Source organism: Vibrio sp. YQ_11 (genome assembly GCF_043103065.1).
Classification (GTDB): domain Bacteria; phylum Pseudomonadota; class Gammaproteobacteria; order Enterobacterales; family Vibrionaceae; genus Vibrio; species Vibrio parahaemolyticus.
Genome location: NZ_JBICJM010000011.1, coordinates 237,132 through 262,628, shown reverse-complemented (window position 1 = coordinate 262,628; position 25,497 = coordinate 237,132). Strand labels below are relative to the sequence as shown.

Genomic DNA, 25,497 nt, shown 5'->3' with positions numbered 1-25,497 from the left:
CAAGTGACTTGATTTTACTTGGGTATTTTCTCCCCAAGATTCTTACTGATTTGCACTTTCAAAGGATTGATATGTTCAAACTCATAACTCCAACAACCGAAAATCAGCTTAACAAGTACTATCAATTTCGTTGGCAAATGCTTCGAGAGCCATGGCGCATGCCAGTAGGCTCTGAACGTGATGAATATGATGTGGTGAGCCATCACCGCATGATTGTGGATAGCCGTGGCCGTCCAATGGCGATCGGACGTTTGTACATTACTCCGGATAACGATGGCCAAATCCGCTATATGGCGGTGAAAGGCAATCGTCGCAGCAAAGGCATGGGCTCACTGGTGTTGGTCGCGTTGGAATCGCTTGCGCGCCAAGAAGGTGCGAAACGTTTGGTATGTAATGCCCGTGAAGATGCGATTGCGTTTTATGAAAAAAACGGTTTTGAACGTCGTGGTGAGTTGACCGATGAACGCGGTCCGGTTCGTCACCAACAAATGGTGAAGCCGCTTGATCCGATGGCGAATGTGTTACGTCGCCCAGAATGGTGCACGGAATTGCAGCAGCGCTGGGAAGCGCAGATCCCAATTGCGGACAAAATGGGCATCAAAATCAACCAATACACCGGTTATCAGTTCGAATGCAGTGCCCAGCTCAATCCGAATTTGAACCCGCACAATACGATGTTTGCTGGTTCGGCATTTACGTTGGCAACGCTGACGGGATGGGGAATGACGTGGTTACTGCTCAAAGAGCGCGGTTTGCATGGCGATATTGTTCTGGCAGACAGCTCGATTCGTTATCGTCATCCGGTGGAGCAAAATCCGGTGGCGAGTACCTCGCTTGATGGTATCAGTGGTGATTTGGATCGCTTGGCGTCAGGGCGCAAGGCGCGCATTGTCATCCATGTGGTGATTTACAGCGGCGATACGCCTGCGGTTGATTTCGTTGGCACGTACATGCTGTTGCCCAACTATTCGCAGCTACTCAGTTGCTAGTTCTTCTTCGGCTACGACCTCGTTCTTCGTAGCCGGCTCTAACTCTTCTGTTATCTCCTCAACCAGCTCTTCTTCCGGTTGCTCTAGATTCGCCTCTGCAATGCCATGAAAGCTCGATTCCTCCAGCTGAGCATCGTTCGTTGGTACGTTCGGCGTTAAGTGGTCTGGCTGTTGTGGTGAGTCGCAGTCATTACGTGATATTTCACCATCGAGCAGATCGCCTATGATTATGCCGCATTGATCCTTGAGCTGGAATGTCAAACCGCTGAGTGGGTTGTTGGCCATGTCAAACTCGCCGCCTAGCCGACCGGAGATGACATTGCCGGAGATGGTTACAGGCTTGAGCGATACTGCGCCCCGCTGCGCGTGCACTCGAATAGGGGAAAACGTGATGCTCTTAAGCGACTTATCGGCTTGTGAGCGTAGTGTCGTTTCTCGTAGGTTTGCTTCCACTTGCCCCGTTAAGCTGTACGCCAACATGTTGTTGTCACCAGATAGACCTTGCAGGTCGAGGTTGAGGTCAGAAAATCCATCTACCGCGAATACATCTGGCAGGTGTGGGTGGAGCAGTTTGAGTGGAATGCCATCCGCACTCAAATTAAGCGCCCAAGGTTGGCTTGCCGTATTTAAATCAAGTTGACCAAAGCCTTCAATGTAGCCTTGTTCTAGTGGGGCAAACAGACGAGAGAGTTGCCACAACCCTTGCTCACTTTGTGTCGAAATCGCAGCATGAGAAGACAGAACTTGGTCGTAGCTCGCATTCACGACACTCGCGTCGAGACTGCCATGCCATACGCCCCAAAAACGGTCCTGACGCTTTAACTTTAGCGCTTTTCCTTCGACGTTTAAGCCAGAGAGTTGCCAGAATGGTTCGTGCGCTAATTGGATTATCTGACTACGTTCAATATCAAGTTTTTGGATATCCACTTCTTGTAACGCGCTGGTGGCGGCCTTCCACCAATCCTTGTTGTCATCAGACTGGATAGCCCATTTCAATCCTTGAACAGAAGCCGTGTCGATTTGCCAGTGCGTCGGTTTGAATTGACCAGAAACCTGTACGCGGCCTTGCTGCCAATCTAGGCTCAGTTCTTGGAGCTGGATATTCTCGGGCGTGAAAATGGCGTTCAAGCGTGGCTCTATTGCGGTTTGCTCTTGGAAACGAACACTGTCAGCTTGTAAAGACACTTTGGCAGTGGCATTCCATAGAGACGCAGGCAGTGAGGCATCTTCAACGGACAGTTCAAGGTTTTGCCAGTGCCATTCCCCCCATTCAATATCGGCGTTAAGCAAGTCGAGGCTATTAATGTGGTTAATGGTGAACGGCAATTCTTGCCACGGTTTAGAGAGTAAAGATTGTCGCTGTGCATTGGTGATTGCCAACTTATCAATCGTGACATTGACCAAAGACCAGCCTTGCGGATATTGCTCACCTTGCCCTGAGATTTGGCTATTGCGCCATTTAAAAGACGTGCCATAGAGGGTGCTGTTTTGGGCTTGATAATCCACATCAACCAGTACTTTTTGTATCGCCTCACCGTGCCAATACATTTGCTCTGCAGAAGCCTGAATAGCGCCGTAAGGCCATAATTGTTGAGCGTTTAGCCAAGTAGGATCTTGGATTTGGATACTCAATCCCGTTACGGAAAAGCGCGCATCCGCGTAATCAATATTTTTCAGCGCAATCTGGTGGAACTGGATCGACTCTAAGTTAGGCCGTGTCGGTATGCCTTTTTTTAGACTCACCCCATCGATCAGCAAGCTATCGATAATCCATTTCCCATCTCGTCGTATGTCAGGGTTCAGCCACACGTCGACTTGTTCAATATAAGGTAGTTGAGCGTCTTGGGAGCGAACGTTTTGCAGCGAAAGGTGGTAAGGGAAGTCGTAATGAACGCGCTCCGCTTGGATCGGTAAGCCAAGGTAGGGTGAAACCCATTGCCATGTAGAATTGGCGTATGAGGTGGTTAACAGCGCAATAATGGTCGCCGGAAAGGCAATCAATACCACCAGTAAGAGAATTAGAATTCGACGCGCTGTTTTCATCCCTGCCAGAACCTGTAAGTGAAGTGTCGGAAAACTGATGAGGTCAGTTATACAAATAACCCAGTTAGGCTTTAGCTTGTATCAATCTGGTGTGGGATTCAATAAAAAGCCCCTCAAAAGAGGGGCTTGAAGAGCATTTTTGTAACTAAGTCACTGTTGTCATCAAATCACAGGTCACTCAGTTTTGCTTCGGTATTAGTCCAGTTGAGGACCAGCCGCAACCAGTGCTTTACCTTCCGCGTTGTCTGTGTACTTATCAAAGTTATTGATAAAGCGCTCAGCCAAGTCTTTCGCTTTGCTTTCCCATTGTAGTGGGTCAACGTACGTGTCACGAGGGTCAAGGATGCTTGGATCCACACCTGGTAGTGACGTAGGTACTTCAAGGTTGAAGATTGGAATGTGCTTAGTTGGCGCATCTTCAATCGAGCCATCTAGGATCGCATCAATGATGCCGCGTGTATCTTGGATAGAGATACGTTTACCTGTGCCGTTCCAGCCGGTGTTCACTAGGTATGCTTCTGCACCTGCGGCTTCCATACGTTTTACCAGTACTTCTGCGTATTTAGTTGGGTGAAGCGTTAGGAACGCTGCGCCAAAACATGCAGAGAATGTTGGTGTTGGCTCAGTAATGCCTCGCTCTGTGCCAGCCAGTTTTGCAGTAAAGCCAGATAGGAAGTGGTATTTGGTTTGCTCTGGAGTCAACTTAGACACTGGCGGTAGCACGCCAAATGCGTCTGCCGATAGGAAGATCACTTTGTTTGCGTGACCGCCTTTTGATACTGGCTTAACGATGTTTTCGATGTGGTAGATAGGGTAAGAAACACGTGTGTTTTCTGTCTTAGAGCCGTCATCAAAATCGATAGAGCCGTCGCTACGAACCGTTACGTTTTCTAGCAACGCATCGCGGCGGATCGCGTTGTAGATGTCTGGCTCCGCTTCTTTCGATAGCTTGATGGTTTTTGCGTAACAACCGCCTTCGAAGTTGAAGACACCATCGTCATCCCAGCCGTGCTCATCATCACCAATTAGAGCGCGTTTAGGGTCGGTAGAGAGTGTTGTTTTACCTGTACCAGATAGGCCGAAGAATACTGCTACGTCGCCGTCTTTGCCCATGTTGGCACTACAGTGCATCGAAGCGATGTCTTTCAGAGGAAGGAAGTAGTTCATCATCGCGAACATACCTTTCTTCATCTCGCCGCCGTACCAGGTACCACCGATCAGTTGTGTACGCTCAGTAAGGTTGAAGACCGTGAAGTTTTCAGAGTTCAGACCTTGCTCTTCCCATTTCGGGTTGGTGCATTTCGCGCCGTTCATTACTACGAAGTCAGGTTCAAACGTTGCAAGTTCTTCTTCGGTAGGACGAATGAACATGTTTTTTACGAAGTGTGCTTGCCATGCAACTTCTGTTATCACACGAATGCTCAAGCGAGTATCTGGGTTAGCACCACAGTAACCGTCAACGACAAATAGGCGTTTGCCAGACAACTGGTTAGTCACCAACTCTTTTAGGTCGTTCCACACTTCCTGAGTGATTGGTTTGTTGTCATTTTTTACGGTGTCAGAAGTCCACCACATATGTTCTTCTGTCGTCGCATCTTTAACGATGTATTTATCTTTTGGTGAGCGACCAGTAAAGATGCCTGTATCAACAGCAACCGCACCTAATTCAGTAACCACACCGCGTTCGTAACCAGTTAGGTCAGCGCGCGTTTCTTCCTCAAACAGCAATTCGTAGCTTGGGTTGCGAACAACCTCTTTAACGTTATGCAGTCCGTGTTTGGTTAGATCAAGTGTTGCAGCCTTTGTATGTTCCATAACGGTCATAGGTGCTCCTTATAAGGATTTTTGTAGGGATTTTGTAAGAATGTTTTAATTTTTATCTGCTCACCATGCTAGCAACGGGGCGGGGAGAAAACAGGGAGATAGTTCAAAAATTGCCCATGATTTCATTAAGGTTTTAGGTAACCCGTCACATATTGGTGCGAATAGTTTATCGTGCGCGCAATCCTTTGCGCTAGGGCAAAACGATTATTAATTACTTAAAATTAAGCAGTTGTTTTATTACGTGGAAAGCCAGGTGTTACGGGGGGTAGATCACAAAAAGGCCAGCATAGTGCTGGCCTTTTGTGGGTAAATTACGTGCTTGATAAGCTATAAAAATTAATGCAGCGTTTTATTGCCGCCTGAAGCTTGCGTATACAGTTCGGTAACTTCTGTTTCATCGAACGTATATGTTGTGCCACAGTAATCACAGTGTAAAGAAACTGATCCTACTTCAGCCAAAATGTCGTAAATTTCAGCTTTCTCAACGGTAATGATTGCCGCGCCGCTGCGCTCACGTGAACAGCCACAGTGGAATGCTACTGGTTGAGGTTCGTACACACGTACTTTGTCTTGGTTGTATAGACGGTATAGTAGATCGTTCGCTTCTAGGCCAAACAGTTCTTCGTCTTTTACGGTGTTAGTCAGTTGCTCTAGGTGCTCGAAGTCATCTGGAGAACCCGTGCCATCAGGAATAACCTGAATAAGCATACCCGCCGCGTGCGGTTTACCTTCGAATTCGCCAGTGCGGATCCAAAGACGCGTTTTTAGCTGCTCAGAGTTAGCGAAGTAACCTTCTAACACTTCCGTCAGGTTTTCACCTTCTAGACCAACCACACCTTGGTAGCGCTCGCCTTTTTTCGGCTCGATAGTGATAACTAGGTAACCTTTACCCATCATTTCGTGCAGGCTAGCGTCATCAGCGATGTCACCTTCCCAGCGCGCCACGCCACGAACTTGTTGGTTGTGGTCGCCATTGATTACTGCAAGAGAAACAGGGCCGTCACCTTGAAGTTGGATTGTGATTGAGCCTTCGAATTTAAGAGTTGCAGTCAAAAGAGTCGTTGAAACGAGTAGCTCACCCAACAGTTTTTGTACTGCTGCCGGATATTCCTTGCTGGAGATAATACGTTGGTACGCTTCATCCAATTGTACCAACTCGCCACGCACTGAAAGATCTTCGAATAGGTAGCGGTTTAAAACATTATTTGCCATGGAGTGCTTTCCTCGTCGGTAATTCCGGCTTTTATTGGTGTTTGAACTTAATGATGTCTCGGCGCTGCTTTTTATCTGGGCGGCGTTCCGGACTAGGGTTGTGGGCGTTAAGTTTGCGTTGTGTCGCGTGTTCCTCACGTTTCGCTATACTTTCATTAGTTTCGCGATACAGGGTCTGTGCGACAGGGGCGCCTCGTCGTTGATCAGAAATCTTTTCGATAATCACGGTTTTTTCTTCGTTGCCTTGACGAAGTCTGATCTCAGCGCCCAACTCAACGATTTTACTCGGCTTGCTTCGTTGGCCATTATAGTGGACTTTACCACCATCGACCATATTACGAGCGATAGAGCGGGTTTTATAAAATCTTGCGGCCCATAGCCATTTATCTAGCCTAACGGCTTCATTTAGGGAACTCATAGAACACTACGCTATCTAATCACTGCCCGAATGTGGCAATGAGTGCTGGATTATTCACCTACAGATGGAGTCAAGGCGTATTTTTTTCAAGGGAGTTGGCAAAAACTGCATAAGAAAAAGGTATGAAAAGGAAGTTGTGATATAGTTCACTGCTCTTTGTTGAGTAATAATTTTATTGCAAATTTAGCAATTTAGAGTCGATAGTTATATTTTTATAGCCCAATTGACTAACGTTAGAATAAAGGAATCAATTCAGTGAAGCGTTTAGAGCTAAGTGCAGGATTATCAAGCAGACCGCTACTGGCTCAGATCAAGTCCAACCACCACGCAATTCAAGCGAAGCTCAGTTTGCTACTTACTTGCCTATTTATTGCGATAACTGGGTGGATACTCGGTAAAGTGGTGTGGTTAGCAATCCCTCAAACGTCTGATGTGCCAAAATGGAGGCCGTCGGCGGGTAACGTTATTGCCAGCAATAAATCGAATACGATTGATTTCAATGCCCTTCAAAGCGCCAACTTATTTGGCAAATACACCGAACAAAAGCCTGTGGTCGTTGAGCAACCTGTTGTGAAAGACGCCCCAAAAACACGCCTGAATCTTACCCTTGTTGGCGCCGTTGCTAGCAGCAATCCTCAAACCAGCTTAGCGGTGATCGCTAACCGTGGTAAGCAAGCGACCTACGGAATTAGCGAAGAAATTGAAGGTACGCGTGCCACACTAAAAGCGGTGTTGGTCGATCGCGTTATCATCGATAACGAAGGCCGAGATGAAACTCTAATGCTGGAAGGCGTTGAGTATAAAAAATTGTCAGAATCGCCGCAGGCTACTAGAGTGCAAGCTGCTCAGAAAGAACCTGCGTCAGACGTGAGTGACAAACTAGAGCAAATCCGAGAGGAGATTGCGAAAGATCCACAGAGTGTCTTTAAATACATCACCATTTCTCCAGTGAAAAAAGACGACGCCATTATTGGCTACCGAGTTTCTCCGGGTCGTGATGCGGCGTTATTTAATGATGTGGGTCTAGAACCTGGTGATATTGCGGTGCAACTTAATGGGATCGATTTAAGTGATCCATCTTCTTCAGTACAACTGATGCAAGTGATGAGCGATCCGCAAGAACTGAATTTGACTGTTGAGCGAGATGGTCAGCAGTACGACATCTATATCCAATTGTAATACTTAGGCAACCAGCGTAAGTTCAGGGAGACATACGTGAAACATTGGTTTAGCAAAAGTGCTTGGTTACTGGCAGGGAGTCTACTCTGCGTTCCAGGCGCGATGGCAAATGAATTTAGTGCGAGTTTCAAAGGCACTGACATTCAAGAATTCATCAACATTGTTGGTCGTAACTTAGAAAAGACCATCATCGTTGACCCTTCGGTGCGCGGTAAAATCGACGTTCGCAGCTACGACGTGTTAAACGAAGAGCAATATTACAGCTTCTTCCTTAACGTGTTGGAAGTGTACGGCTATGCAGTCGTAGAAATGGACAACGGCGTACTCAAAGTCATCAAAGCAAAAGACTCTAAGACCTCTGCAATCCCTGTTATGGGTGATGGCAGCGCAAAAGGCGATAGCGTCATCACTCGTGTGGTTGCTGTGCGAAATGTCTCTGTTCGTGAATTGTCACCGCTATTGCGCCAGCTGATTGATAATGCCGGTGCGGGTAATGTGGTTCATTACGATCCAGCTAACATCATCCTGATCACCGGTCGTGCAGCGGTAGTAAACCGTCTAGCAGAAATCATCAAACGCGTTGACCAAGCTGGTGACAAAGAGATCGAGCTAGTAGAGCTTCGCAATGCCTCGGCTGCTGAAATGGTTCGTATCGTAGAAGCCCTGAACAAAACGACCAACCAAAAGAGCACGCCTGAGTTTCTTGAACCAAAAATCGTCGCTGATGAGCGTACGAACTCGATTCTGATTTCTGGCGATCCGAAAGTACGTGCACGCCTGAAACGTTTGATTCGTCAACTTGACGTAGAAATGGCAACGAAAGGTAACAACCGAGTGGTTTACCTTAAGTATGCCAAAGCAGAAGACCTAGTTGATGTACTGAAAGGTGTCTCTGACAACCTGCAAGCCGAAAAACAAGCGGGTCAAAAAGGTGCATCCAGTGCACAACGCGGTGAAGTCGTGATTGCGGCTCATGAAGCAACCAACTCACTTGTTCTGACTGCGCCGCCAGATATCATGATGGCTTTGCAAGATGTAATTTCTCAATTAGATATTCGCCGTGCTCAGGTTCTGATTGAAGCCTTGATTGTTGAAATGGCCGAAGGTGATGGTATTAACCTAGGCGTTCAGTGGGGGTCACTAGAAACGGGTGCTGTGATCCAGTACGGCAACACAGGTGCGCCAATTGGCCAAGTCATGGTTGGTTTGGAAGAAGCGAAAGACGTTACCAAAACGGAAAGCTACTGGAATAGTGACACGAACAAGTGGGAAAACCGTCAGTACACTGAAGAAGGTGACTACTCAACACTTGCATCTGCTCTTGGCGGCGTAAATGGTGCCGCAATGAGCATCGTGATGGGTGACTGGACGGCGCTAATTAGTGCGGTTGCTTCGGATTCCAACTCAAACATCCTGTCTTCTCCAAGTATCACTGTGATGGATAACGGCGAAGCCTCATTCATCGTGGGTGAAGAAGTGCCTGTTATTACTGGCTCGACTGCTGGTTCAAACAACGACAACCCATTCCAAACCGTTGATCGTAAAGAAGTCGGTATCAAGCTCAAAGTTGTACCACAGATCAACGAAGGTGATTCTGTTCAGCTAAATATTGAACAAGAAGTCTCTAACGTATTGGGTGCCAATGGTGCCGTTGACGTTCGTTTCGCGAAGCGCCAACTTAACACTTCCGTGATGATCCAAGATGGTCAGATGCTGGTGTTAGGTGGTTTGGTTGATGAACGTGCACTAGAAAGTGAGTCGAAAGTGCCACTGCTTGGTGATATTCCAGTATTGGGTCACTTGTTCAAATCAACCAGCACGCAAACCGAAAAACGTAACTTGATGGTCTTCATTAAGCCGACCATCATCCGTGATGGTATGACCGCAGATGGTATCACTCAGCGCAAATACAACTTTATTCGTGCAGAGCAGCTTTACAAAGCTGACCAAGGCTTGAAATTGATGCCAGATGAGAAGATCCCTGTGATCCCTGCATTTGGCCAAGATCGTAAGCATCCTGCTGAAATTCAAGCGTTTATCGATCAAATGGAAAAGAACTAATGGTAGATATGTTAGACACTGCGCCAAGTATGCGTCGTCTGCCATTCAGTTTTGCCAATCGCTTTAAACTGGTTTTGGAGACTGAGCATCCAGAGCGTCCTCCAATTCTTTACTACGTGGAGCCGCTAAATCCTGCGGCTCTGGTTGAAGTGCGTCGCGTGCTTAAGCGCAGTTTCGTGCCTCAAGCCATCGACAAAGAATCCTTCGATAAAAAGCTGACTGAAGCGTATCAACGTGATTCATCAGAAGCTCGTCAATTGATGGAAGATATCGGTGCCGACAGTGACGATTTCTTCTCGTTGGCAGAAGAGCTACCGCATGACGAGGATTTGTTAGAGTCGGAAGACGATGCGCCAATCATCAAATTGATCAATGCTATGTTGGGTGAAGCGATCAAAGAAGGTGCGTCCGATATCCATATCGAAACGTTTGAAAAGACGCTTTCTATCCGCTTCCGTGTCGACGGCGTTCTGCGTGAAGTCTTGACGCCGAGTCGTAAGCTTGCGCCGTTGTTGGTGTCGCGTGTGAAGGTTATGGCGAAGCTCGATATTGCTGAAAAGCGTGTGCCTCAAGATGGTCGTATCTCTCTACGTATTGGTGGCCGAGCGGTCGACGTGCGTGTTTCTACTATGCCATCCTCTCACGGTGAACGAGTGGTAATGCGTCTGTTAGATAAAAACGCAACGCGCCTTGACCTGCATAGTTTGGGCATGACTCCTTCGGTACACGACAACTTCCGTCACCTCATTGGTCGCCCACACGGTATCATCTTGGTGACCGGCCCTACGGGTTCTGGTAAATCGACCACTTTGTACGCCGGCTTGCAAGAAATCAACAGCAACGAGCGCAACATTCTGACGGTGGAAGACCCAATCGAATTTGATATCGATGGCATTGGCCAGACCCAAGTTAACCCGAAAGTCGACATGACATTTGCGCGTGGTCTACGTGCGATCTTACGTCAGGACCCGGATGTGGTGATGGTTGGTGAGATCCGTGACTTAGAAACCGCGCAAATTGCGGTGCAAGCGTCTTTGACTGGTCACTTGGTAATGTCGACGCTGCATACCAACACCGCTGTTGGTGCGATCACGCGTCTGCGTGATATGGGCATTGAACCATTTTTGATCTCCTCTTCACTGCTTGGTGTGCTAGCGCAGCGTCTGGTTCGTACGCTTTGTTCTGACTGTAAAGAACCTTACGAAGCGGACAGCGAACAGAAAAAATTGTTTGGCATGGCAGAAAGTGAATCGCTCATTCTACATCGCGCGAAAGGCTGTGAAGCGTGTAACCAAAAAGGTTATCGAGGACGTACCGGCATTCATGAATTAGTGCTTGTCGATGAAACGGTTCAAGAGCTGATTCACCGCGAAGCAGGTGAGCAAGAAGTGGAAAAAGCCGTTCGTAATCATACGCCAAGTATTCGTAGTGATGGTTTAAGCAAAGTACGTCGTGGTATTACGTCACTTGAAGAAGTGATGCGAGTGACGAAGGAAGCGTAATGGCAGCATTTGAATACAAAGCGCTGGATGCAAAAGGCAAACAAAAAAAAGGCACGATTGAAGGGGATAACGCTCGTCAAGTGCGCCAACGACTGAAAGAACAAGGAATGATCCCTGTTGAGGTCGTGGAAGCCAAAGCAAAGGCGGCTAAGTCTTCAGGCTCAGTGGGCTTCAAACGTGGTATCAAAACGGCTGAACTGGCTCTGATCACGCGTCAATTATCCACACTTGTTCAATCAGGCATGCCTCTTGAAGAGTGTCTTCGAGCAGTTTCTGAACAAGCAGAAAAGCCACGAATTCGCACCATGATCGCTGCAGTTCGCTCCAAAGTCACCGAAGGTTACCCATTGGCAGATAGCCTAGGTGATTATCCACACGTCTTTGACGAACTGTTTCGCTCTATGGTCGCCGCGGGTGAAAAATCTGGACACCTTGATACGGTTTTAGAGCGCTTGGCGGAGTACGTCGAAAACCGTCAGAAAATGCGTTCTAAGCTGTTGCAAGCGATGATCTACCCTGTCGTGTTAGTGGTGTTTGCGGTGGCGATTGTCTCGTTCTTGTTGGCGACCGTGGTACCCAAAATCATCGAGCCGATCATTCAAATGGGGCAAGAGTTGCCACAGTCAACGCAATTTTTGCTGGCGGCTAGTGAGTTCGTCCAAGAGTGGGGGCTGATTATCTTTGCCGTGCTAGTAGTTTGTTTTTATGGCTTAAAACTGGCATTGCAAAAACCAGATTTTCGCTTGTCTTGGGACAGAAAAATCATCAGCTTGCCGCTCGTCGGTAAGATTTCTAAAGGCCTCAATACCGCTCGCTTCGCTCGTACCTTGTCGATCTGTACTTCAAGTGCGATCCCAATTCTTGAAGGTATGCGAGTGGCGGTTGATGTGATGTCGAACCGTTACGTAAAGCAGCAAGTGTTGATTGCTGCAGACAACGTCCGTGAAGGGGCAAGCTTGCGTAAAGCTCTGGATCAAACCCGTCTATTCCCACCGATGATGCTGCATATGATCGCCAGTGGTGAGCAGAGTGGTGAGTTAGAAAGCATGCTGACGCGTGCGGCGGACAACCAAGACCAAAACTTTGAATCTACGGTCAATATTGCGTTGGGAGTGTTCACTCCTGCCTTGATCGCATTGATGGCTGGATTGGTGTTATTCATTGTCATGGCGACCTTGATGCCGATGCTAGAAATGAATAACTTGATGAGCGGATAATATTCGAATTAAGGCGTGTCTAAATTAAGACGTGGCTTGAATCTAACTTTCGGAGAAAAAAATGAAATTTAAGCGTAGTAAGCAACATGGTTTCACACTGTTAGAAGTGATGGTAGTTGTTGTTATCTTGGGTATTTTGGCAAGTTTTGTTGTTCCAAACTTGCTAGGCAACAAAGAAAAGGCAGACCAACAAAAAGCGATCACTGACATTGTGGCGTTAGAGAACGCGTTGGATATGTACAAGCTAGACAACAGCGTGTACCCAACGACAGACCAAGGTCTAGACGCATTGGTTACTAAGCCTTCTAACCCAGAACCGCGCAACTACCGTGATGGTGGTTACATCAAGCGTCTTCCAAATGACCCTTGGGGTAATGCATACCAATACCTAAGCCCTGGTGACAACGGCACGATTGATATCTTCACTCTAGGTGCGGATGGTCAAGAGGGCGGTGAAGGTCCAGCAGCGGATATTGGCAACTGGAACATGCAAGACTTCCAATAAAATGAGCGCAAGCCAGCACTAATGAAACAAATGCGAAAACATAACGGTTTTACATTAATAGAAATCCTATTGGTGCTGGTTTTGCTATCTCTTACCGCGGTGGCGGTGATCACTACGTTGCCTACCAGTCAAAAAGACCTCTCTAAACAATACGCGCAAAGTTTCTTTCAGCGTTTGCAGTTGCTTAACGAAGAAGCCGTACTCAGCGGTAAAGATTTTGGTGTGCGTGTCGACGATACCAAAAAGACCTACACCCTGCTTAGCTTGACCGCTGAAGGCTGGAAGCCGCTAGAAATGAAGCAAATTCCAAGCAAAACCAAATTAGAAGATGACATTGCATTGCAATTGGATCTAGGTGGCGGTGCTTGGGATAAAGACGATCGTTTGTTTGAGCCGAGTTCACTGTTTGAAGACATGTTTGCCGACGAAACTGAAGAAAAGAAAGTGAAACCACCGCAAGTCTTCATTTTCTCGAGCGCAGAAGTCACGCCGTTTACCTTGTCTTTTTTCCCACAAAAAGGCGATGCGTTTAACGATGGTTGGCGAGTGATCGGAAAAGAGAGTGGGCAAATTCTGTTGGTAGCGCCAGGTGAAGAAGTGGAAGAGGATGCGAATGCGCAATTTTAAGCAAACTCAACCAAACTTAAACCGTCGCCGAGTGCGAGGGATGACGTTGCTTGAAGTGTTGGTTGCACTGGCTATTTTTGCCACCGCGGCGATCAGTGTGATTCGCTCAGTGAGTCAACACATCAACACAGTCAGCTACTTAGAAGAAAAGATGTTTGCAGCAATGGTTGTGGATAACCAAATGGCGAATGTGATGCTAGATACTGGCGCGCTGAAAGCCAAGAATGGTACCGAAGAGCTAGCAGGGCGTACATGGTATTGGAAAGTCACGCCTGTAGCCACCACGCAGCCATTGCTGAAAGCATTTGATGTGAGTGTCGCGACCGCGAAAAACGCGAGTCCAGTTGTTACGGTAAGAAGCTATGTGGCGCAGTAAACCCAATCGCGCAAATAAGCGCCGTGCAGCAAAAGGTTTTACACTCATTGAAGTGCTGGTGTCGATAGCGATCTTTGCCAGTTTGAGCGTGGCGGCATACCAAGTGGTGTCGCAAGTTCAGCGCAGTAACGAGTTGTCGCAAGAGCGAACTCAGCGTTTGAATGAACTGCAACGCGCCATGGTGATGATGGATAACGACTTCCGCCAAATGGCATTGCGTCAAACGCGTACCAACGGCGAAGACCCTGCCGGGCAACTGATCTTTTGGTCGGATTATTTACTCGATTCCGACGCGAAAGGCCTAATGTTTGCACGTGTGGGTTGGCATAACCCGCAGCAACAGTTCCCGCGTGGTGAAGTGACTAAAGTGGGCTATCGCGTTAAAGAAGAAACCTTGCAGCGTGTTTGGTGGCGTTATCCAGATACCCCAGTTGGGCAGGAAGGCATTGTCACTCCGTTGCTGACGCAGGTGGAATCTTTCGACATGCGTTTTTATGACGGTAAACAGTGGAAGAAAGAGTGGGACAGCAATAAAGAGTTGCCGAAAGCTGTCTCAGTTGTCTTGAAGTTGAAGGATTACGGTGAAATTGCGCGCACGTATCTAACGCCAGATGGCAAGCTTGCGGAAAGTGAAAGAAACAAAGCATCGGAGGGCAACAACAATGGCTAATCGTCAGCGTGGTGTTGCTTTGATTATTGTACTGATGTTGTTGGCGATTATGGCGACCATTGCTGCCACCATGTCTGAACGTTTGTTTTTGCAGTTTCAGCGCGGTTCAAACCAAATCCATTACCAGCAAGCATATTGGTACAGTGTTGGTGTTGAAGCCTTAGCTGAAGTGGGTATCGAGCAGAGCTACAAAGACAGCGATACCATCAACCTCAGCCAACCTTGGGCGATTAAAGAACAAGTGTACCCATTGGACTATGGTCAAGCTGCAGGACGTATTTGGGATAAGCAAGCGTGCTTTAACCTCAATGTGTTAAGTCGAGTGCAGCCGACCGGACAACAAACCACTCGACCATATTTGGTTCAAGTGCTGCAGCGTTTGTTGGAAGAATCGGATGTAGAGCCGTATCAAGCGGAAGTGATTGCCGATTCCACTTGGGAATACATTGATTCAGACAGCACAGTACGTTCAACCACCGGCGTGGAAGACAGCACCTACGAATCGATGAAACCCGCGTATTTAGCGGCTAATGGTTGGATGGCAGACAAAACTGAACTGCGCGCGGTATATCAAGTGAGTGGTGAAATTTATCAAAAGATTGAGCCCTTGGTATGTGCGATCCCAAGTGATGATTGGCGTTTAAACGTCAACACGATAGAGGTGGAACAAGCGCCGATTTTAGTCGCTATGTTTTCACCGAACTTGAGCAGCAGCGATGCGGTTCAACTGATAGAAAAGCGTCCCTTCGATGGTTGGGACAGCGTAGACGAATTTCTAGCGGAGTCAGAATTAACTGGCTTGAGCGATGATGTAAAGAAAAACGCCAAAGGCTATTTAGGAGTGGATAGCTCCTTCTTCGAATTGGATGCACAAGTGTTGGTGGATGATTCACGAGTACGTATCCGAAGCCTTTTGCAAAGTACAAATAGAGAAACGGTGACGGTCGTTCGCCGTCGTTTTGGAGGGATCAGTGAGCGAGTTTCTGACCGTTCGGCTGAGTAGCGAACAACAAAGTACCATTCCTTGGGTGGTGTGGTCGACAGAACAACAGGAAGTGATTGCCAGCGGTGAACTTGCCGGATGGGAACACTTGGATGAGTTGGTATCGTATGCCGGCCAGCGCCAAGTCATCGCTTTACTAGCGAGTAATGATGTGGTGTTAACTCAGGTGGACATTCCGCCTGGTGCCACACGTCAGTTCGACAGCATGTTGCCTTATTTGATTGAAGATGAAGTCGCGCAAGATGTGGATAGCTTGCACTTCACCGTATTGGGTAAGCAAGCGGATAAAGCACAAGTGTGTGCGGTCGAGCGTGCATGGGTACAAACCGTGCTACAGCGTTTTGCTAGCCAAGGGTTGACCATCAAACGCATCTTGCCAGATGTATTGGCATTGCCTGTCAGTGATGACAACAGCAGTGCGGCACTGATTGGTGAGCAATGGCTAATTCGTCACTCAGAGACGGAAGGCGCGGTGGTGGATTCGGCGTGGCTGGACCTTTATCTCTCTTCTTACCTGCAAAATCATGAAGGTTGGCAACTCGAATGCTACAGTTCCGTGCCAGAATCGACTGTTGAGAGTGTATGGGTTCCTAAGCCAGAAGAAATGACGATGGCGTTGCTCGCAAAAGGCGTCGCGAGTAGTAAAACGAACCTGTTAACTGGCGAGTTTAAGCCGAAGTCTTCTTGGGGTAAGTACTGGAAAGTTTGGCAAAAGGCGGCTATCGCTGCGGGCGTTTTGTTAGTGGTGGTCGTGGCTCAGCAACTTCTCGTCGTCCACAAGTACGAGGCGCAAGCACAAGCCTATCGTGAAGAAAGCGAACGTATTTTCCGTCAGGTTTTCCCAAACAAGAATCGAATTCCGACCGTAAGTTACTTAAAGCGTCAAATGACAGATGAAGAGCGCCGTTTATCTGGTGGCTCAACAGATGTTGCGATGTTGTCTTGGCTTGCTGCCTTGCCAGCAACGCTTGGTCAGGTGAAAGATCTAGAAATCACCAGCTTTAAGTATGACGGCCAACGTGGTGAAGTGCGCATTCACGCACGTAGCTCAGACTTCCAGCCTTTTGAGCAGGCTCGTGTGAAGTTGGCTGAGAAGTTTAATGTTGAGCAAGGTCAGCTTAATCGCAGCGATAACGTTGTGATGGGTAGCTTTGTGTTGAAGCGTCAGTGAGGTGATGATGAAGAATTTAATTTCTCAAGCGCAAGCTTGGTGGAGTGGCATCTCTCAGCGTGAACAACGACTTGTGCTGGGCTGTGGTGCATTCGCCATCCTTGGCATTCTTTACTGGGGGTTGCTGCAGCCGATGAGCCAACGTGCAGAGTTGGCGCAATCTCGTATCCAAAGTGAAAAGCAATTGCTTACATGGGTACAAGACAAAGCTGATGACATTACCGCATTGAGAAAAAGCGGGGGTGTCAGTTTTTCCAATCAGCCACTTAACCAACTTGTCTCTTCATCAGCGCGCCGTTTTAAGGTGGAACTGATTCGTGTGCAACCACGCAACGACAGTGTGCAAGTGTGGATTAAACCGCTCGCATTCAACCAGTTGGTGGATTGGCTACGCTACTTGAAAGAGCAGCAAGGCATTGAAGTTGAATTTTTAGACATCGATCGTACAGACCAAGCGGGCATGATTGATGTGAACCGTCTGCAATTTAAGCGAGGTTAAGGTGAAGCGAGCAGTACTTTACGTTGTAATCTTTATCGTTTGTTTTTCTGTTAGCTTGATCATGGGGTTACCTGTTTCTTGGGTTCTCCAGCAAGCCCCCACTGTGAAAGGGCTAGACATACAAGGTGCTCACGGTTCCGTTTGGCAAGGTCAGGCTTCCAGCGTGCGTTGGCAGCGTCAAAACCTAGGGCAAGTGAATTGGGATTTCCAATGGTCTAGCTTGTTTACCGGCAAAGCCGAATTTTCGGTACGTTTTGGGCGCGGCAGTGATATGAACATTCGTGGTCGAGGTTTAGTTGGTTACAGCCTCAGCGATGGCCTTTACGCGGAAAATTTGGTTGCGTCGATCCCGGCATCGAAAGCCGTCGAACAAGCGCGCCTGCCGGTGCCTATTGGTGTTGATGGCCAGCTGGAGTTGAACATTCGTCATGCGACTTACGCAGCTCCGTGGTGTAAAACTGGTGAAGGCACATTGGTTTGGAGTGCCAGTGGCATTCAAAGTCCAGTGGGAAGCTTAGAGCTTGGCCCTGTTATTGCTGATTTGAAATGCCAAGATAGCGTGCTAACTGCATCAGGTGAGCAAACCAGTAAGCAAGTTTCCTCGGCGTTTTCAGCAGAGCTGATGCCGAACCAACGCTACTCAACCAAAGCATGGTTTAAGCCTGGTGCTGAATTTCCATCAAGCATGGGCGAGCAGTTAAAATGGTTAGGGAAGCCTAATGCGCAAGGCCAATACGAGTTTGACTACAAAGGCCGATTCTAATCTCGAGCCAACGTAATACAGAAAAGAGCTGCCAATGTGCAGCTCTTTTTGCTTTTGGATCATAGTAGGCCAAACCCTCTATTCGCTGTACGTAAATAAACGAGGGACAAAGTTGATTGTTTAAGTGTTTGTATTTTAATGGTATTGTGTGATTTTGTGCAGTTTGATTAGCTTTAGGTATATGGCAGGTCAAATACTGTGAAAGCTGCTCATGTGGAAAAAGAAAAGGCCGTGAACGGAATTCACGGCCTAATGATATAAGTTGAGTTACGCAAGTATAAGTATTTAATCTTTGCGTTGCAGGATGTCATCCCAAGGCAAATCCGTATCGCCCAGCACGATAAAGTTCGGGTTCTCTAGCGTTTCCCGTTCGTTGTAAGACAAAGGTTCGAGGTGAGTGCTGAGAATGCGTCCGCCTGCTTCTTCCACGATGCATTGCGTTGCTGCTGTATCCCATTCGCCAGTAGGGCCCAAACGTAAATAGCAATCGACCGCTCCTTCCGCCACCAAACACGCTTTTAGTGCTGCAGAACCGAGAGGAATTAAGTCGTAGTTCCAAGCGCTGCTCATGCGGCTGGTGATACGATTAATGTCTTGGCGACGGCTGATAGCAATCGCAATGTTCTGTCCTGCTTGTTCATGTTTGTGCGTGTGGATTTTCACGCTTTCAGACATGTCTGGGATTTTCCACGCACCTTTGCCGCTGTATGCGTAATACGTGACGCCAGAAACAGGCCCATACACCACGCCCATCGCAGGCTTGTTGTTGTCAATTAATGCAATGATGGTCGCAAAGTCGCCACTGCGTGCGATGAATTCTTGTGTGCCATCTAATGGGTCGACCAACCAATAACGCTGCCATTGTGCGCGCTGCTCTAAGCTGATGTCGGCAGCTTCTTCAGACAACACGGGGATGTCTGGCGTCAGTTCACTTAAACGTTCAGTGATGAGTTTGTGCGCGGCAATATCGGCGCTTGTGACCGGTGTTTCATCACTTTTGGTGTACGCTTCATATTGCTTTTTCTCGTAGATATCGAGAATCATTTGTCCCGCACTGCGGGCAATTTCGATAACTTGAGGAAGCAAGTGAGATAGATCTTTTGTCATTGGCATAGGTGATAGTCCTTACTCACAATATTTGTCGGTTTACACCGTTATTGATTGTTGTTGTGAGTGGTGTTTGGTAAGTGTTTCAGTGCCAACATTAACGCCGTGATGCTTCGTGCTTCACAGAAGTCCAAATGCGTTAATAGCTCTTCGGCTTGTGCGAGTGGCCAGCGCACAATTTCTAACGGCTCTGGTTCGTCGCCTTCTTGCTTTTCAGGGTACAGCGATTGACCTAGAAACAGCGTCATCTTGCTCGAAAAATAAGAAGGAGCAAGGATCACTTGTTTTAACGGGGTGAGTTCCTTACAACCAAAACCAATTTCTTCTTTTAGTTCGCGATCAGCGGCCTGATGTGGCGTTTCACCGGGGTCGATAAGACCTTTAGGAAAACCCAGTTCGTAACGCTCTGTACCAGCAGCGTATTCACGTACCAACAGTAAATCGCCCTGCTCGGTTACCGGTACAACCATTACGGCATCGCGACCACTAGGCTTCATGCGCTCATAAGTGCGATGCTCGCCATTGGAGAAGCGAAGGTCGAGGGCTTCCACAGCAAACAGTTTTGATCGTGCGACCGTCTGACAAGAGAGAATCTCTGGTGGGGTCCTTTTCGACATGGCGCTGACTCCTTGGTGTCGTTGGCTTTTGTAAAGTGCGTAAGATTCTTAATATATGAGAACTCTGCAAGAGTTGCTAGTTTGATTTCATCGCTTCGGCAGTGTTCGCTCGATAACCTTGAAAGAGGTCGTGTGTGACGAAGAATCTCACGTGTTTAATGGATTGTTCAGATACAAAAATGGGAGACCAAAGCCTCCCATTTTCACCGACGATAAGCTCTTAGTAGTAAGAGTGGTCACCACGGTCGTGTTCTGTTGCATCTCGAACTGCTGTTAGCTCACCAACGAACTGGTTTAGTAGCTCTTTCTCGATGCCTTCTTTTAGTGTTACGTCAACCATTGAACAACCGTTACAGCCGCCACCGAATGCAACGATAGCTACGCCTGCTTCAGTAATCTCAACCAAGTTCACGTGACCGCCGTGGCCAGCAAGCTGTGGGTTAACTTGAGTTTGGATAACGTACTCAACACGCTCAACAAGTGGCGCATCGTCAGACACTTTACGCATTTTTGCGTTTGGTGCTTTCAATGTCAGTTGAGAACCCATTTTGTCGGTAACGAAGTCGATTTCAGCGTCTTCAAGGAAAGGTAGGCTTAGCTCATCCACGTAAGCTGAAAAACCTGCGTAAGGGATCTCAGTGTCGGTCGCTTCAACCGCTTCTGGTGGGCAGTAAGATACGCCACACTCAGCGTTTTGTGTACCTGGGTTCACAACGAAAATACGAATGTTAGTGCCTTCTGGCTGTTGGCCTAGAAGGTTAGCGAAATGCGTTTGCGCAGTTTCTGTAATAGTAATATTTGACACGACGAATACCTGAGTAATTTTGTAGGTTACTGCTACTATTCTACTCCTGTTGACGTATGGGTCTAGTCTTTTTGATGCTAAGGCATGGTGAAGCGATCTAGACAGCACCAGGAGCAGGGGTTCTGCAGATGCAGTAAATATCGACGGTTTCTACGCCAACTTCAAGTAGTAAATGACATAATTGTCGAACCGTGCTTCCCGTCGTTACCACATCATCTACGATTGCGACGTGGTTATACTTTGGTGGCTGATTTAAGGTGAAAGCGCCTTTTAAATTCTGTTCTCGGCTGGATTTCTTGTACCCACGCTGCGACTGGACGTGTTTTACGCGGCGAAACACGTGATTATCAAACCTCACATTAAGGTGACCAGCCAAATGTCGCGCCAGTATGTCGCTCTGATTAAAGCCTCGATACAAGTAGCGTTGCCAGTGCAATGGCACTGTGGTGATAAGCGGAGCGGGAGTTGAAATGCGCTGGGCAAGCAATTGCGTTAAAGCGTGAACATGCCATGTTTGTCCGTGATCTTTGAAGCGTTGTACTTCTCGAGACAGCGGAAAGTCGTAGTCTCCCAAGGTAAATAGTTGTTGCCACGGTGGAGGCTCGGAGAGGCACTCGCCGCAAATACTCTCTATATTCGCTTCCTCAGCTTTTAAGCTCAATCCACAACGTTGGCAGCGTTTTACTGGCGTAAGATATTGATAACAGTGATCACACCAACGCAGAGCATTGGGTTGAGCGGTAGCCTGAATCGGGAAGCGACATAAACCGCATTGACTGCTGAGCACACGATGCATGATGTTTTGCCAGTGATGAGATAACATACCGCTTATTCAAGGTTAGATTTTGCACAGCCTAACGCTTGAGTGAAGCGATAAGGAATAAAATAAGTGGGAGAGATTGAGATCATGAGCACGAATTTACACTGGCAGTCGTTCGGTCAGGGACCGGATTTGGTGTTGCTGCATGGCTGGGGGATGAATGGCGCAGTTTGGCAGCAAACGGTCGAATCTCTGCAGGCCGATTTTTGTGTCCATGTCGTCGATCTTCCTGGATATGGTTTTAGCGCTGGGCATCATGGTGAAGACCTCGCACAAATCGCTGCCATGGTACTAAAAGATGCGCCAGAGAAAGCAGTGTGGCTAGGTTGGTCGTTGGGTGGTTTGGTTGCCACGCACATTGCGCTCAATGCTCCTCAGCGAGTGAGTAGGTTGATCACCGTCGCCAGCTCACCAAAATTTGCCGCAGAAAAACCGTGGCGCGGCATTCAACCGAATGTACTGAGCGCGTTTACCTCTCAGTTACTAGAAGATTTCTCACTGACCATTGAGCGCTTTATGGCGCTGCAAGCCATGGGAAGTCCGTCTGCACGTAAAGATGTTAAACAACTCAAACAAGCGGTGCTATCGCGTCCTCAGCCGAACCCAGAGTCACTATTGGTTGGCTTAAATATTTTGGCGGATGTTGACCTGCGTGATGCTTTGATTTCCCTGACCATGCCGATGCTACGTCTTTACGGTCGTTTGGATGGTTTGGTGCCGATTAAAGTGGCGACCGATCTCAGCCAGCAACTGCCTCACACGCAACAGTTTGTCTTTTCTCAATCTTCTCATGCACCGTTCATGACAGAACATGATGAATTTTGTGCGCAAGTTCGAGAGTTCGCTCAGGATTAAAGTCGTGCAGTGAAAAAGGCTAAAGTTGATTAAAATTTGGTCGATATAATTGTCGGTAAGGTTTTATTCGTAAATAAGGCCAAGCCATATTGACGAGTTGGGCGACTCTGAGGAGGGTTCGCAATGATTGTGTCACCGACCAACGTAAGTGTGCCACTGATCGCCCCATCCGTTAATGTGCAGACGGAACAAGCTGCTCGTGACAACAGAGTCCGAGAACCTGTGATGCCGACGGTCGCATTGGCAAAAACCAATGCCGAGCGCAAAGTAAAAAGTGATGAAAAGCGACGACGTCAGTCCTCTTGGGATCCCTCTGAGCATCCCGATTACGAAGTGGATCATGAAGTTGATGCGCGTTATCACGAGGAGCCGGAAGACACGCTTGAAAGGCTTTTTGATTTACTGGCACTGAAATCGTACAGTGAAGATCAGGGAAAGGGCTATGCGATACGCTTTCGTTTACCGAAGCGCATTTTGGATGCTGCGATCAACCAAGGATTGATGGAAAAGCGCAGGAAGGTGATCAAATTTCATTATGGTCATTCGGTCGTGCCCCATACCCCGTCAGAAGTGATAGCAGTATTATGACGAATCAATATCCTATCCAATAAAAACGCTCCAATCAGCATGACTGACTGGAGCGTTTTCTTTTTTCTTCTGGATGCTTGAAGCCGTCGCCCAGCTGCACCCCAAGATCTCAGTGCAGCCGTTAAAATCTAGACTACTTCTTTGCTTTGGCGAAAGCAGCCGCAAATGCGCCACCCATCGCGCTGTTCGATGAGGAATCATCACGGCGAGGTTGACGACGTTGTGGTTGGTCATTACTACGCGGCGATGCTGATGAGCGTTGACTGCGGTTGTCTTGACCCGGCTCGTCGTTTAAACGCATCGATAGACCGATACGCTTGCGCTGTACGTCCACTTCCATCACTTTCACTTTAACGATGTCGCCTGCTTTCACCACTTCACGCGGATCAGAAACGAAACGATCCGTCAGGGCTGAGATGTGCACTAAACCATCTTGGTGAACACCAATATCGACGAAAGCACCAAAGTTGGCCACGTTCGATACGACGCCTTCGAGAATCATGCCCAGTTCTAGATCTGCAACCGAGTTAACGCCTTCAGCGAAGGTCGCTGTTTTGAACTCCGGGCGAGGGTCTCGGCCTGGTTTGTCCAGCTCTTTGATGATATCGGTTACCGTTGGGACACCGAAGTGCTCATCGGTGTAATCCACCGCGTGCAGACCTTTAAGGAACGTCGAATCGCCAATCAGTGCTTTGATGTCTTTACTGTTCTTCTCGGCAATCGCTTTGACTACAGGGTAGGCTTCTGGGTGCACTGCAGAGGCATCCAGTGGGTTTTTACCATCCATAATACGAAGGAAACCCGCACACTGCTCGAACGCTTTAGGACCTAAACGAGGCACTTTTTTCAAGGTTGTACGTGCTTCGAAACGACCGTTTTCATCACGGAAGTCGACAATGTTCTGTGCGATGGTGCTCGACAAGCCTGCAACGCGCGTCAGTAGCGCTGCAGAGGCAGTGTTCACATCAACACCCACCGCGTTTACACAGTCTTCGACAATCACATCAAGACGTTTTGCCAGCATAGATTGGCTAACATCGTGCTGATATTGGCCCACACCGATCGATTTAGGATCGATTTTAACGAGCTCCGCTAGCGGGTCTTGCAGACGACGAGCAATCGACACCGCACCACGCAGAGATACGTCCATATTTGGGAACTCTTTCGCTGCAAGCTCAGATGCTGAGTAAACCGATGCCCCCGCTTCACTTACGATGATCTTCTGAACTTTCAGGTTGCCGCGTTTGATCACGTCTGCGACAAAGCTGTCGGTTTCACGCGAAGCCGTGCCGTTACCTATCGCAATCAAATCCACGTTGTATTTGCGCACCAACTGATCAACGATTTGCGCTGATTTGTCGTATTGCTTTTGTGGTGGGTGAGGGTAGATGGTTTCTGTTGCAAGCACTTTACCAGTAGGGTCGACAATAGCGATTTTAGAGCCTGTACGAAGACCCGGATCGAGACCCAGCGTCGCACGAGGGCCTGCCGGTGCTGCCATCAACAAATCTTTTAGGTTGGTGGCAAACACTTCAATCGCTTCGATTTCAGCACGTTCTTTCATTGCGCCCATCAGCTCGGTTTCCATGTGCATCGATACTTTGATGCGCCATGCCCAACTGATCACTTGTTTACGCCATGCGTCCGCTGGAGCGCTGCTTAGCGTCACGCCATAATGGTCGGCAATGATGGTTTCGCAGTACGATTGGCGTGCACCTTCTTCTTGTTCTGGGTCGGCGTTCATCGCCAACGTCAAAAAGCCTTCATTACGGCCTCGTAACATCGCCAGTGCACGGTGTGATGGCACTTTGCTCAGTGGCTCGTTATGGTTGAAGTAATCTTTAAACTTCTCGCCTTCTTGCTCTTTACCTTCAACGACACGAGAAACCAGTTCCGCGTTGCGGTTCAGATGAGCACGAATTTTTTCAAGCAGGTTCGCATCCTCAGCAATGCGCTCCATGATGATCGCGCGAGCGCCATCCAGTGCCGCTTTGGTATCCGCGATGCCTTTATCCGCATCAAGATATTTCGTCGCTTCGCTTTCTGGTTCTGTTTGTGGCTGGTTCCAAAGTGTATCCGCGAGAGGTTCTAAGCCAGCTTCAATCGCGATTTGGCCTTTGGTGCGGCGCTTTGGTTTGTATGGCAGGTAAAGGTCTTCCAGGCGAGTCTTGCTGTCGGCTTGCGTGATCTCTCGTTCTAGTTCTGGCGTCAGTTTGCCTTGTTCTTGGATCGACTTCAGAATGGTTTGACGGCGATCGTCGAGCTCGCGAAGGTATGACAGACGGCTGTCCAGAGTACGCAGTTGGGTATCATCAAGGCCACCTGTCACCTCTTTACGGTAACGTGCAATAAATGGGACCGTGTTACCATCATCAATCAGGGTGACAGCAGCGTTGACTTGCTCTGGGCGAACATTCAGTTCTTGAGCAATCATGCGACAGATAGCTTGGCTCATCCGTGTATTCTCTTTTAATTCGGTTTGGATATTGGTTGTGTATAGAACATTGGGGTCATTCATAGAATTTGCAATGTTTTAAATTAGCTTCGCAAAAATTTACCGGGCGCTGGTGGACATCGGTCAGATTTATGTCAAAACTGTAATTAAATTGAGAACTTATAAGTTCTGTTGGCGACTAATTTTATATA

24 protein-coding genes are annotated in these 25,497 nt (G+C 48.0%); 15 read left to right on the top strand and 9 right to left on the bottom strand.

The genetic code is table 11. The features are described from left to right. The first annotated feature begins 71 nt into the window (after positions 1–71). Positions 72–989: a bifunctional GNAT family N-acetyltransferase/hotdog fold thioesterase gene (locus tag ACF8EG_RS09575; protein WP_005456791.1), complete on the top strand. Its 918-nt coding sequence runs from the start codon at positions 72–74 to the stop codon at positions 987–989. Here the strand turns inward: ACF8EG_RS09575 and ACF8EG_RS09570 are convergent. The 4 genes from ACF8EG_RS09570 to hslR form a co-directional block, all read right to left on the bottom strand. Beyond that, positions 975–3,032: an AsmA family protein gene (locus ACF8EG_RS09570; RefSeq protein WP_069506350.1), complete on the bottom strand. Its 2,058-nt coding sequence runs from the start codon at positions 3,030–3,032 to the stop codon at positions 975–977. The two genes, ACF8EG_RS09575 and ACF8EG_RS09570, sit on opposite strands and share 15 nt — an antisense overlap. Positions 3,033–3,227: 195 nt before the next feature. After that, the gene (gene pckA / locus ACF8EG_RS09565) at positions 3,228–4,856 is read right to left on the bottom strand and encodes a phosphoenolpyruvate carboxykinase (ATP) (RefSeq protein ID WP_005478630.1); all 1,629 of its coding nucleotides are present in this window, start codon (positions 4,854–4,856) and stop codon (positions 3,228–3,230) included. Positions 4,857–5,192: 336 nt separating this feature from the next. Further along, positions 5,193–6,068 carry an Hsp33 family molecular chaperone HslO gene (hslO, locus tag ACF8EG_RS09560; protein ID WP_005465326.1) on the bottom strand — a complete coding sequence of 292 codons (876 nt, stop codon included), beginning with the start codon at positions 6,066–6,068 and terminating at the stop codon, positions 5,193–5,195. Positions 6,069–6,099: 31 nt separating this feature from the next. Beyond that, complete coding sequence (gene hslR / locus ACF8EG_RS09555; RefSeq protein ID WP_005465328.1) at positions 6,100–6,486, bottom strand: ribosome-associated heat shock protein Hsp15; 387 nt, start codon at positions 6,484–6,486, stop codon at positions 6,100–6,102. Positions 6,487–6,741: 255 nt separating this feature from the next. On the opposite strand from hslR, the gene gspC reads away from it, so the two are divergent. From gspC to ACF8EG_RS09495, 12 genes are all read left to right on the top strand, one after another. Next, complete coding sequence (gspC, locus tag ACF8EG_RS09550) at positions 6,742–7,665, top strand: type II secretion system protein GspC (protein WP_005465330.1); 924 nt, start codon at positions 6,742–6,744, stop codon at positions 7,663–7,665. 36 nt (positions 7,666–7,701) lie between these two features. Then, positions 7,702–9,726, top strand: a complete 2,025-nt coding sequence (gspD, locus tag ACF8EG_RS09545) for a type II secretion system secretin GspD (protein ID WP_005496714.1) — start codon at positions 7,702–7,704, stop codon at positions 9,724–9,726. Further along, positions 9,726–11,228: a type II secretion system ATPase GspE gene (gspE, locus tag ACF8EG_RS09540; RefSeq protein WP_005496716.1), complete on the top strand. Its 1,503-nt coding sequence runs from the start codon at positions 9,726–9,728 to the stop codon at positions 11,226–11,228. The genes gspD and gspE overlap by 1 nt, the downstream gene beginning before the upstream one ends. Then, the gene (gene gspF, locus ACF8EG_RS09535; RefSeq protein WP_005465194.1) at positions 11,228–12,445 is read left to right on the top strand and encodes a type II secretion system inner membrane protein GspF; all 1,218 of its coding nucleotides are present in this window, start codon (positions 11,228–11,230) and stop codon (positions 12,443–12,445) included. Before gspE ends, gspF begins: the two co-directional genes overlap by 1 nt. 61 nt (positions 12,446–12,506) lie before the next feature. Then, entirely contained in the window at positions 12,507–12,950 is a 444-nt protein-coding gene (gspG, locus tag ACF8EG_RS09530; protein WP_005465191.1) for a type II secretion system major pseudopilin GspG, read from the top strand. Between the two features lie 30 nt (positions 12,951–12,980). Beyond that, complete coding sequence (gspH, locus tag ACF8EG_RS09525; protein ID WP_053300885.1) at positions 12,981–13,577, top strand: type II secretion system minor pseudopilin GspH; 597 nt, start codon at positions 12,981–12,983, stop codon at positions 13,575–13,577. Continuing rightward, positions 13,564–13,953, top strand: coding sequence for a type II secretion system minor pseudopilin GspI (gene gspI, locus ACF8EG_RS09520; RefSeq protein ID WP_005478722.1), 390 nt, complete (start codon positions 13,564–13,566; stop codon positions 13,951–13,953). The genes gspH and gspI overlap by 14 nt, the downstream gene beginning before the upstream one ends. Beyond that, positions 13,940–14,623 carry a type II secretion system minor pseudopilin GspJ gene (gspJ, locus tag ACF8EG_RS09515; RefSeq protein WP_020839934.1) on the top strand — a complete coding sequence of 228 codons (684 nt, stop codon included), beginning with the start codon at positions 13,940–13,942 and terminating at the stop codon, positions 14,621–14,623. The genes gspI and gspJ overlap by 14 nt, the downstream gene beginning before the upstream one ends. Next, positions 14,616–15,626, top strand: coding sequence for a type II secretion system minor pseudopilin GspK (gene gspK / locus ACF8EG_RS09510; RefSeq protein WP_031777518.1), 1,011 nt, complete (start codon positions 14,616–14,618; stop codon positions 15,624–15,626). The genes gspJ and gspK overlap by 8 nt, the downstream gene beginning before the upstream one ends. Continuing rightward, entirely contained in the window at positions 15,595–16,797 is a 1,203-nt protein-coding gene (gene gspL / locus ACF8EG_RS09505) for a type II secretion system protein GspL (protein ID WP_025983414.1), read from the top strand. The genes gspK and gspL overlap by 32 nt, the downstream gene beginning before the upstream one ends. A gap of 7 nt (positions 16,798–16,804) precedes the next feature. Next, positions 16,805–17,296 (top strand): type II secretion system protein M, encoded by a 492-nt coding sequence (locus ACF8EG_RS09500; RefSeq protein ID WP_005458943.1) that lies wholly within the window; start codon positions 16,805–16,807, stop codon positions 17,294–17,296. Position 17,297: 1 nt separating this feature from the next. Then, positions 17,298–18,059 (top strand): type II secretion system protein N, encoded by a 762-nt coding sequence (locus ACF8EG_RS09495; protein ID WP_069506352.1) that lies wholly within the window; start codon positions 17,298–17,300, stop codon positions 18,057–18,059. Positions 18,060–18,344: 285 nt separating this feature from the next. On the opposite strand, the gene cysQ is transcribed toward ACF8EG_RS09495, so the two are convergent. The 4 genes from cysQ to ACF8EG_RS09475 all read right to left on the bottom strand — a co-directional run bounded on the left by cysQ (position 18,345) and on the right by ACF8EG_RS09475 (position 21,411). Then, a complete protein-coding gene (gene cysQ / locus ACF8EG_RS09490) occupies positions 18,345–19,172 on the bottom strand; it encodes a 3'(2'),5'-bisphosphate nucleotidase CysQ (protein ID WP_017449059.1) in 828 nt (275 codons plus the stop codon). 41 nt (positions 19,173–19,213) lie between these two features. After that, the gene (gene nudE / locus ACF8EG_RS09485; protein ID WP_005459019.1) at positions 19,214–19,783 is read right to left on the bottom strand and encodes an ADP compounds hydrolase NudE; all 570 of its coding nucleotides are present in this window, start codon (positions 19,781–19,783) and stop codon (positions 19,214–19,216) included. A gap of 220 nt (positions 19,784–20,003) precedes the next feature. Beyond that, complete coding sequence (gene nfuA, locus ACF8EG_RS09480; protein WP_005458964.1) at positions 20,004–20,588, bottom strand: Fe-S biogenesis protein NfuA; 585 nt, start codon at positions 20,586–20,588, stop codon at positions 20,004–20,006. Positions 20,589–20,685: 97 nt separating this feature from the next. Next, complete coding sequence (locus tag ACF8EG_RS09475; RefSeq protein WP_031822015.1) at positions 20,686–21,411, bottom strand: amidophosphoribosyltransferase; 726 nt, start codon at positions 21,409–21,411, stop codon at positions 20,686–20,688. 84 nt (positions 21,412–21,495) lie between these two features. On the opposite strand from ACF8EG_RS09475, the gene bioH reads away from it, so the two are divergent. Next, positions 21,496–22,263 (top strand): pimeloyl-ACP methyl ester esterase BioH, encoded by a 768-nt coding sequence (gene bioH / locus ACF8EG_RS09470; RefSeq protein ID WP_069506477.1) that lies wholly within the window; start codon positions 21,496–21,498, stop codon positions 22,261–22,263. Between the two features lie 123 nt (positions 22,264–22,386). After that, positions 22,387–22,851 carry an ATP-dependent Lon protease gene (locus tag ACF8EG_RS09465; RefSeq protein WP_069506355.1) on the top strand — a complete coding sequence of 155 codons (465 nt, stop codon included), beginning with the start codon at positions 22,387–22,389 and terminating at the stop codon, positions 22,849–22,851. A gap of 133 nt (positions 22,852–22,984) precedes the next feature. Here the strand turns inward: ACF8EG_RS09465 and ACF8EG_RS09460 are convergent, their stop codons facing one another. Next, the gene (locus tag ACF8EG_RS09460; RefSeq protein WP_069506357.1) at positions 22,985–25,306 is read right to left on the bottom strand and encodes a Tex family protein; all 2,322 of its coding nucleotides are present in this window, start codon (positions 25,304–25,306) and stop codon (positions 22,985–22,987) included. Between the last annotated feature and the right edge of the window lie 191 nt (positions 25,307–25,497).

Coding starts and splice junctions, on each gene's coding strand:
- ACF8EG_RS09475 (WP_031822015.1), bottom strand. CDS start 21,411: ATGTTATCTCATCACTGGCAAAACATCATGCATCGTGTGCTCAGCAGT.
- gspF (WP_005465194.1), top strand. CDS start 11,228: ATGGCAGCATTTGAATACAAAGCGCTGGATGCAAAAGGCAAACAAAAA.
- gspK (WP_031777518.1), top strand. CDS start 14,616: ATGGCTAATCGTCAGCGTGGTGTTGCTTTGATTATTGTACTGATGTTG.
- bioH (WP_069506477.1), top strand. CDS start 21,496: ATGAGCACGAATTTACACTGGCAGTCGTTCGGTCAGGGACCGGATTTG.
- nudE (WP_005459019.1), bottom strand. CDS start 19,783: ATGTCGAAAAGGACCCCACCAGAGATTCTCTCTTGTCAGACGGTCGCA.
- gspH (WP_053300885.1), top strand. CDS start 12,981: ATGCGAAAACATAACGGTTTTACATTAATAGAAATCCTATTGGTGCTG.
- ACF8EG_RS09575 (WP_005456791.1), top strand. CDS start 72: ATGTTCAAACTCATAACTCCAACAACCGAAAATCAGCTTAACAAGTAC.
- ACF8EG_RS09500 (WP_005458943.1), top strand. CDS start 16,805: ATGAAGAATTTAATTTCTCAAGCGCAAGCTTGGTGGAGTGGCATCTCT.
- ACF8EG_RS09460 (WP_069506357.1), bottom strand. CDS start 25,306: ATGAGCCAAGCTATCTGTCGCATGATTGCTCAAGAACTGAATGTTCGC.
- ACF8EG_RS09465 (WP_069506355.1), top strand. CDS start 22,387: ATGATTGTGTCACCGACCAACGTAAGTGTGCCACTGATCGCCCCATCC.
- gspG (WP_005465191.1), top strand. CDS start 12,507: ATGAAATTTAAGCGTAGTAAGCAACATGGTTTCACACTGTTAGAAGTG.
- hslO (WP_005465326.1), bottom strand. CDS start 6,068: ATGGCAAATAATGTTTTAAACCGCTACCTATTCGAAGATCTTTCAGTG.
- ACF8EG_RS09570 (WP_069506350.1), bottom strand. CDS start 3,032: ATGAAAACAGCGCGTCGAATTCTAATTCTCTTACTGGTGGTATTGATT.
- cysQ (WP_017449059.1), bottom strand. CDS start 19,172: ATGCCAATGACAAAAGATCTATCTCACTTGCTTCCTCAAGTTATCGAA.
- gspI (WP_005478722.1), top strand. CDS start 13,564: ATGCGCAATTTTAAGCAAACTCAACCAAACTTAAACCGTCGCCGAGTG.
- gspE (WP_005496716.1), top strand. CDS start 9,726: ATGGTAGATATGTTAGACACTGCGCCAAGTATGCGTCGTCTGCCATTC.
- hslR (WP_005465328.1), bottom strand. CDS start 6,486: ATGAGTTCCCTAAATGAAGCCGTTAGGCTAGATAAATGGCTATGGGCC.
- pckA (WP_005478630.1), bottom strand. CDS start 4,856: ATGACCGTTATGGAACATACAAAGGCTGCAACACTTGATCTAACCAAA.
- gspJ (WP_020839934.1), top strand. CDS start 13,940: ATGTGGCGCAGTAAACCCAATCGCGCAAATAAGCGCCGTGCAGCAAAA.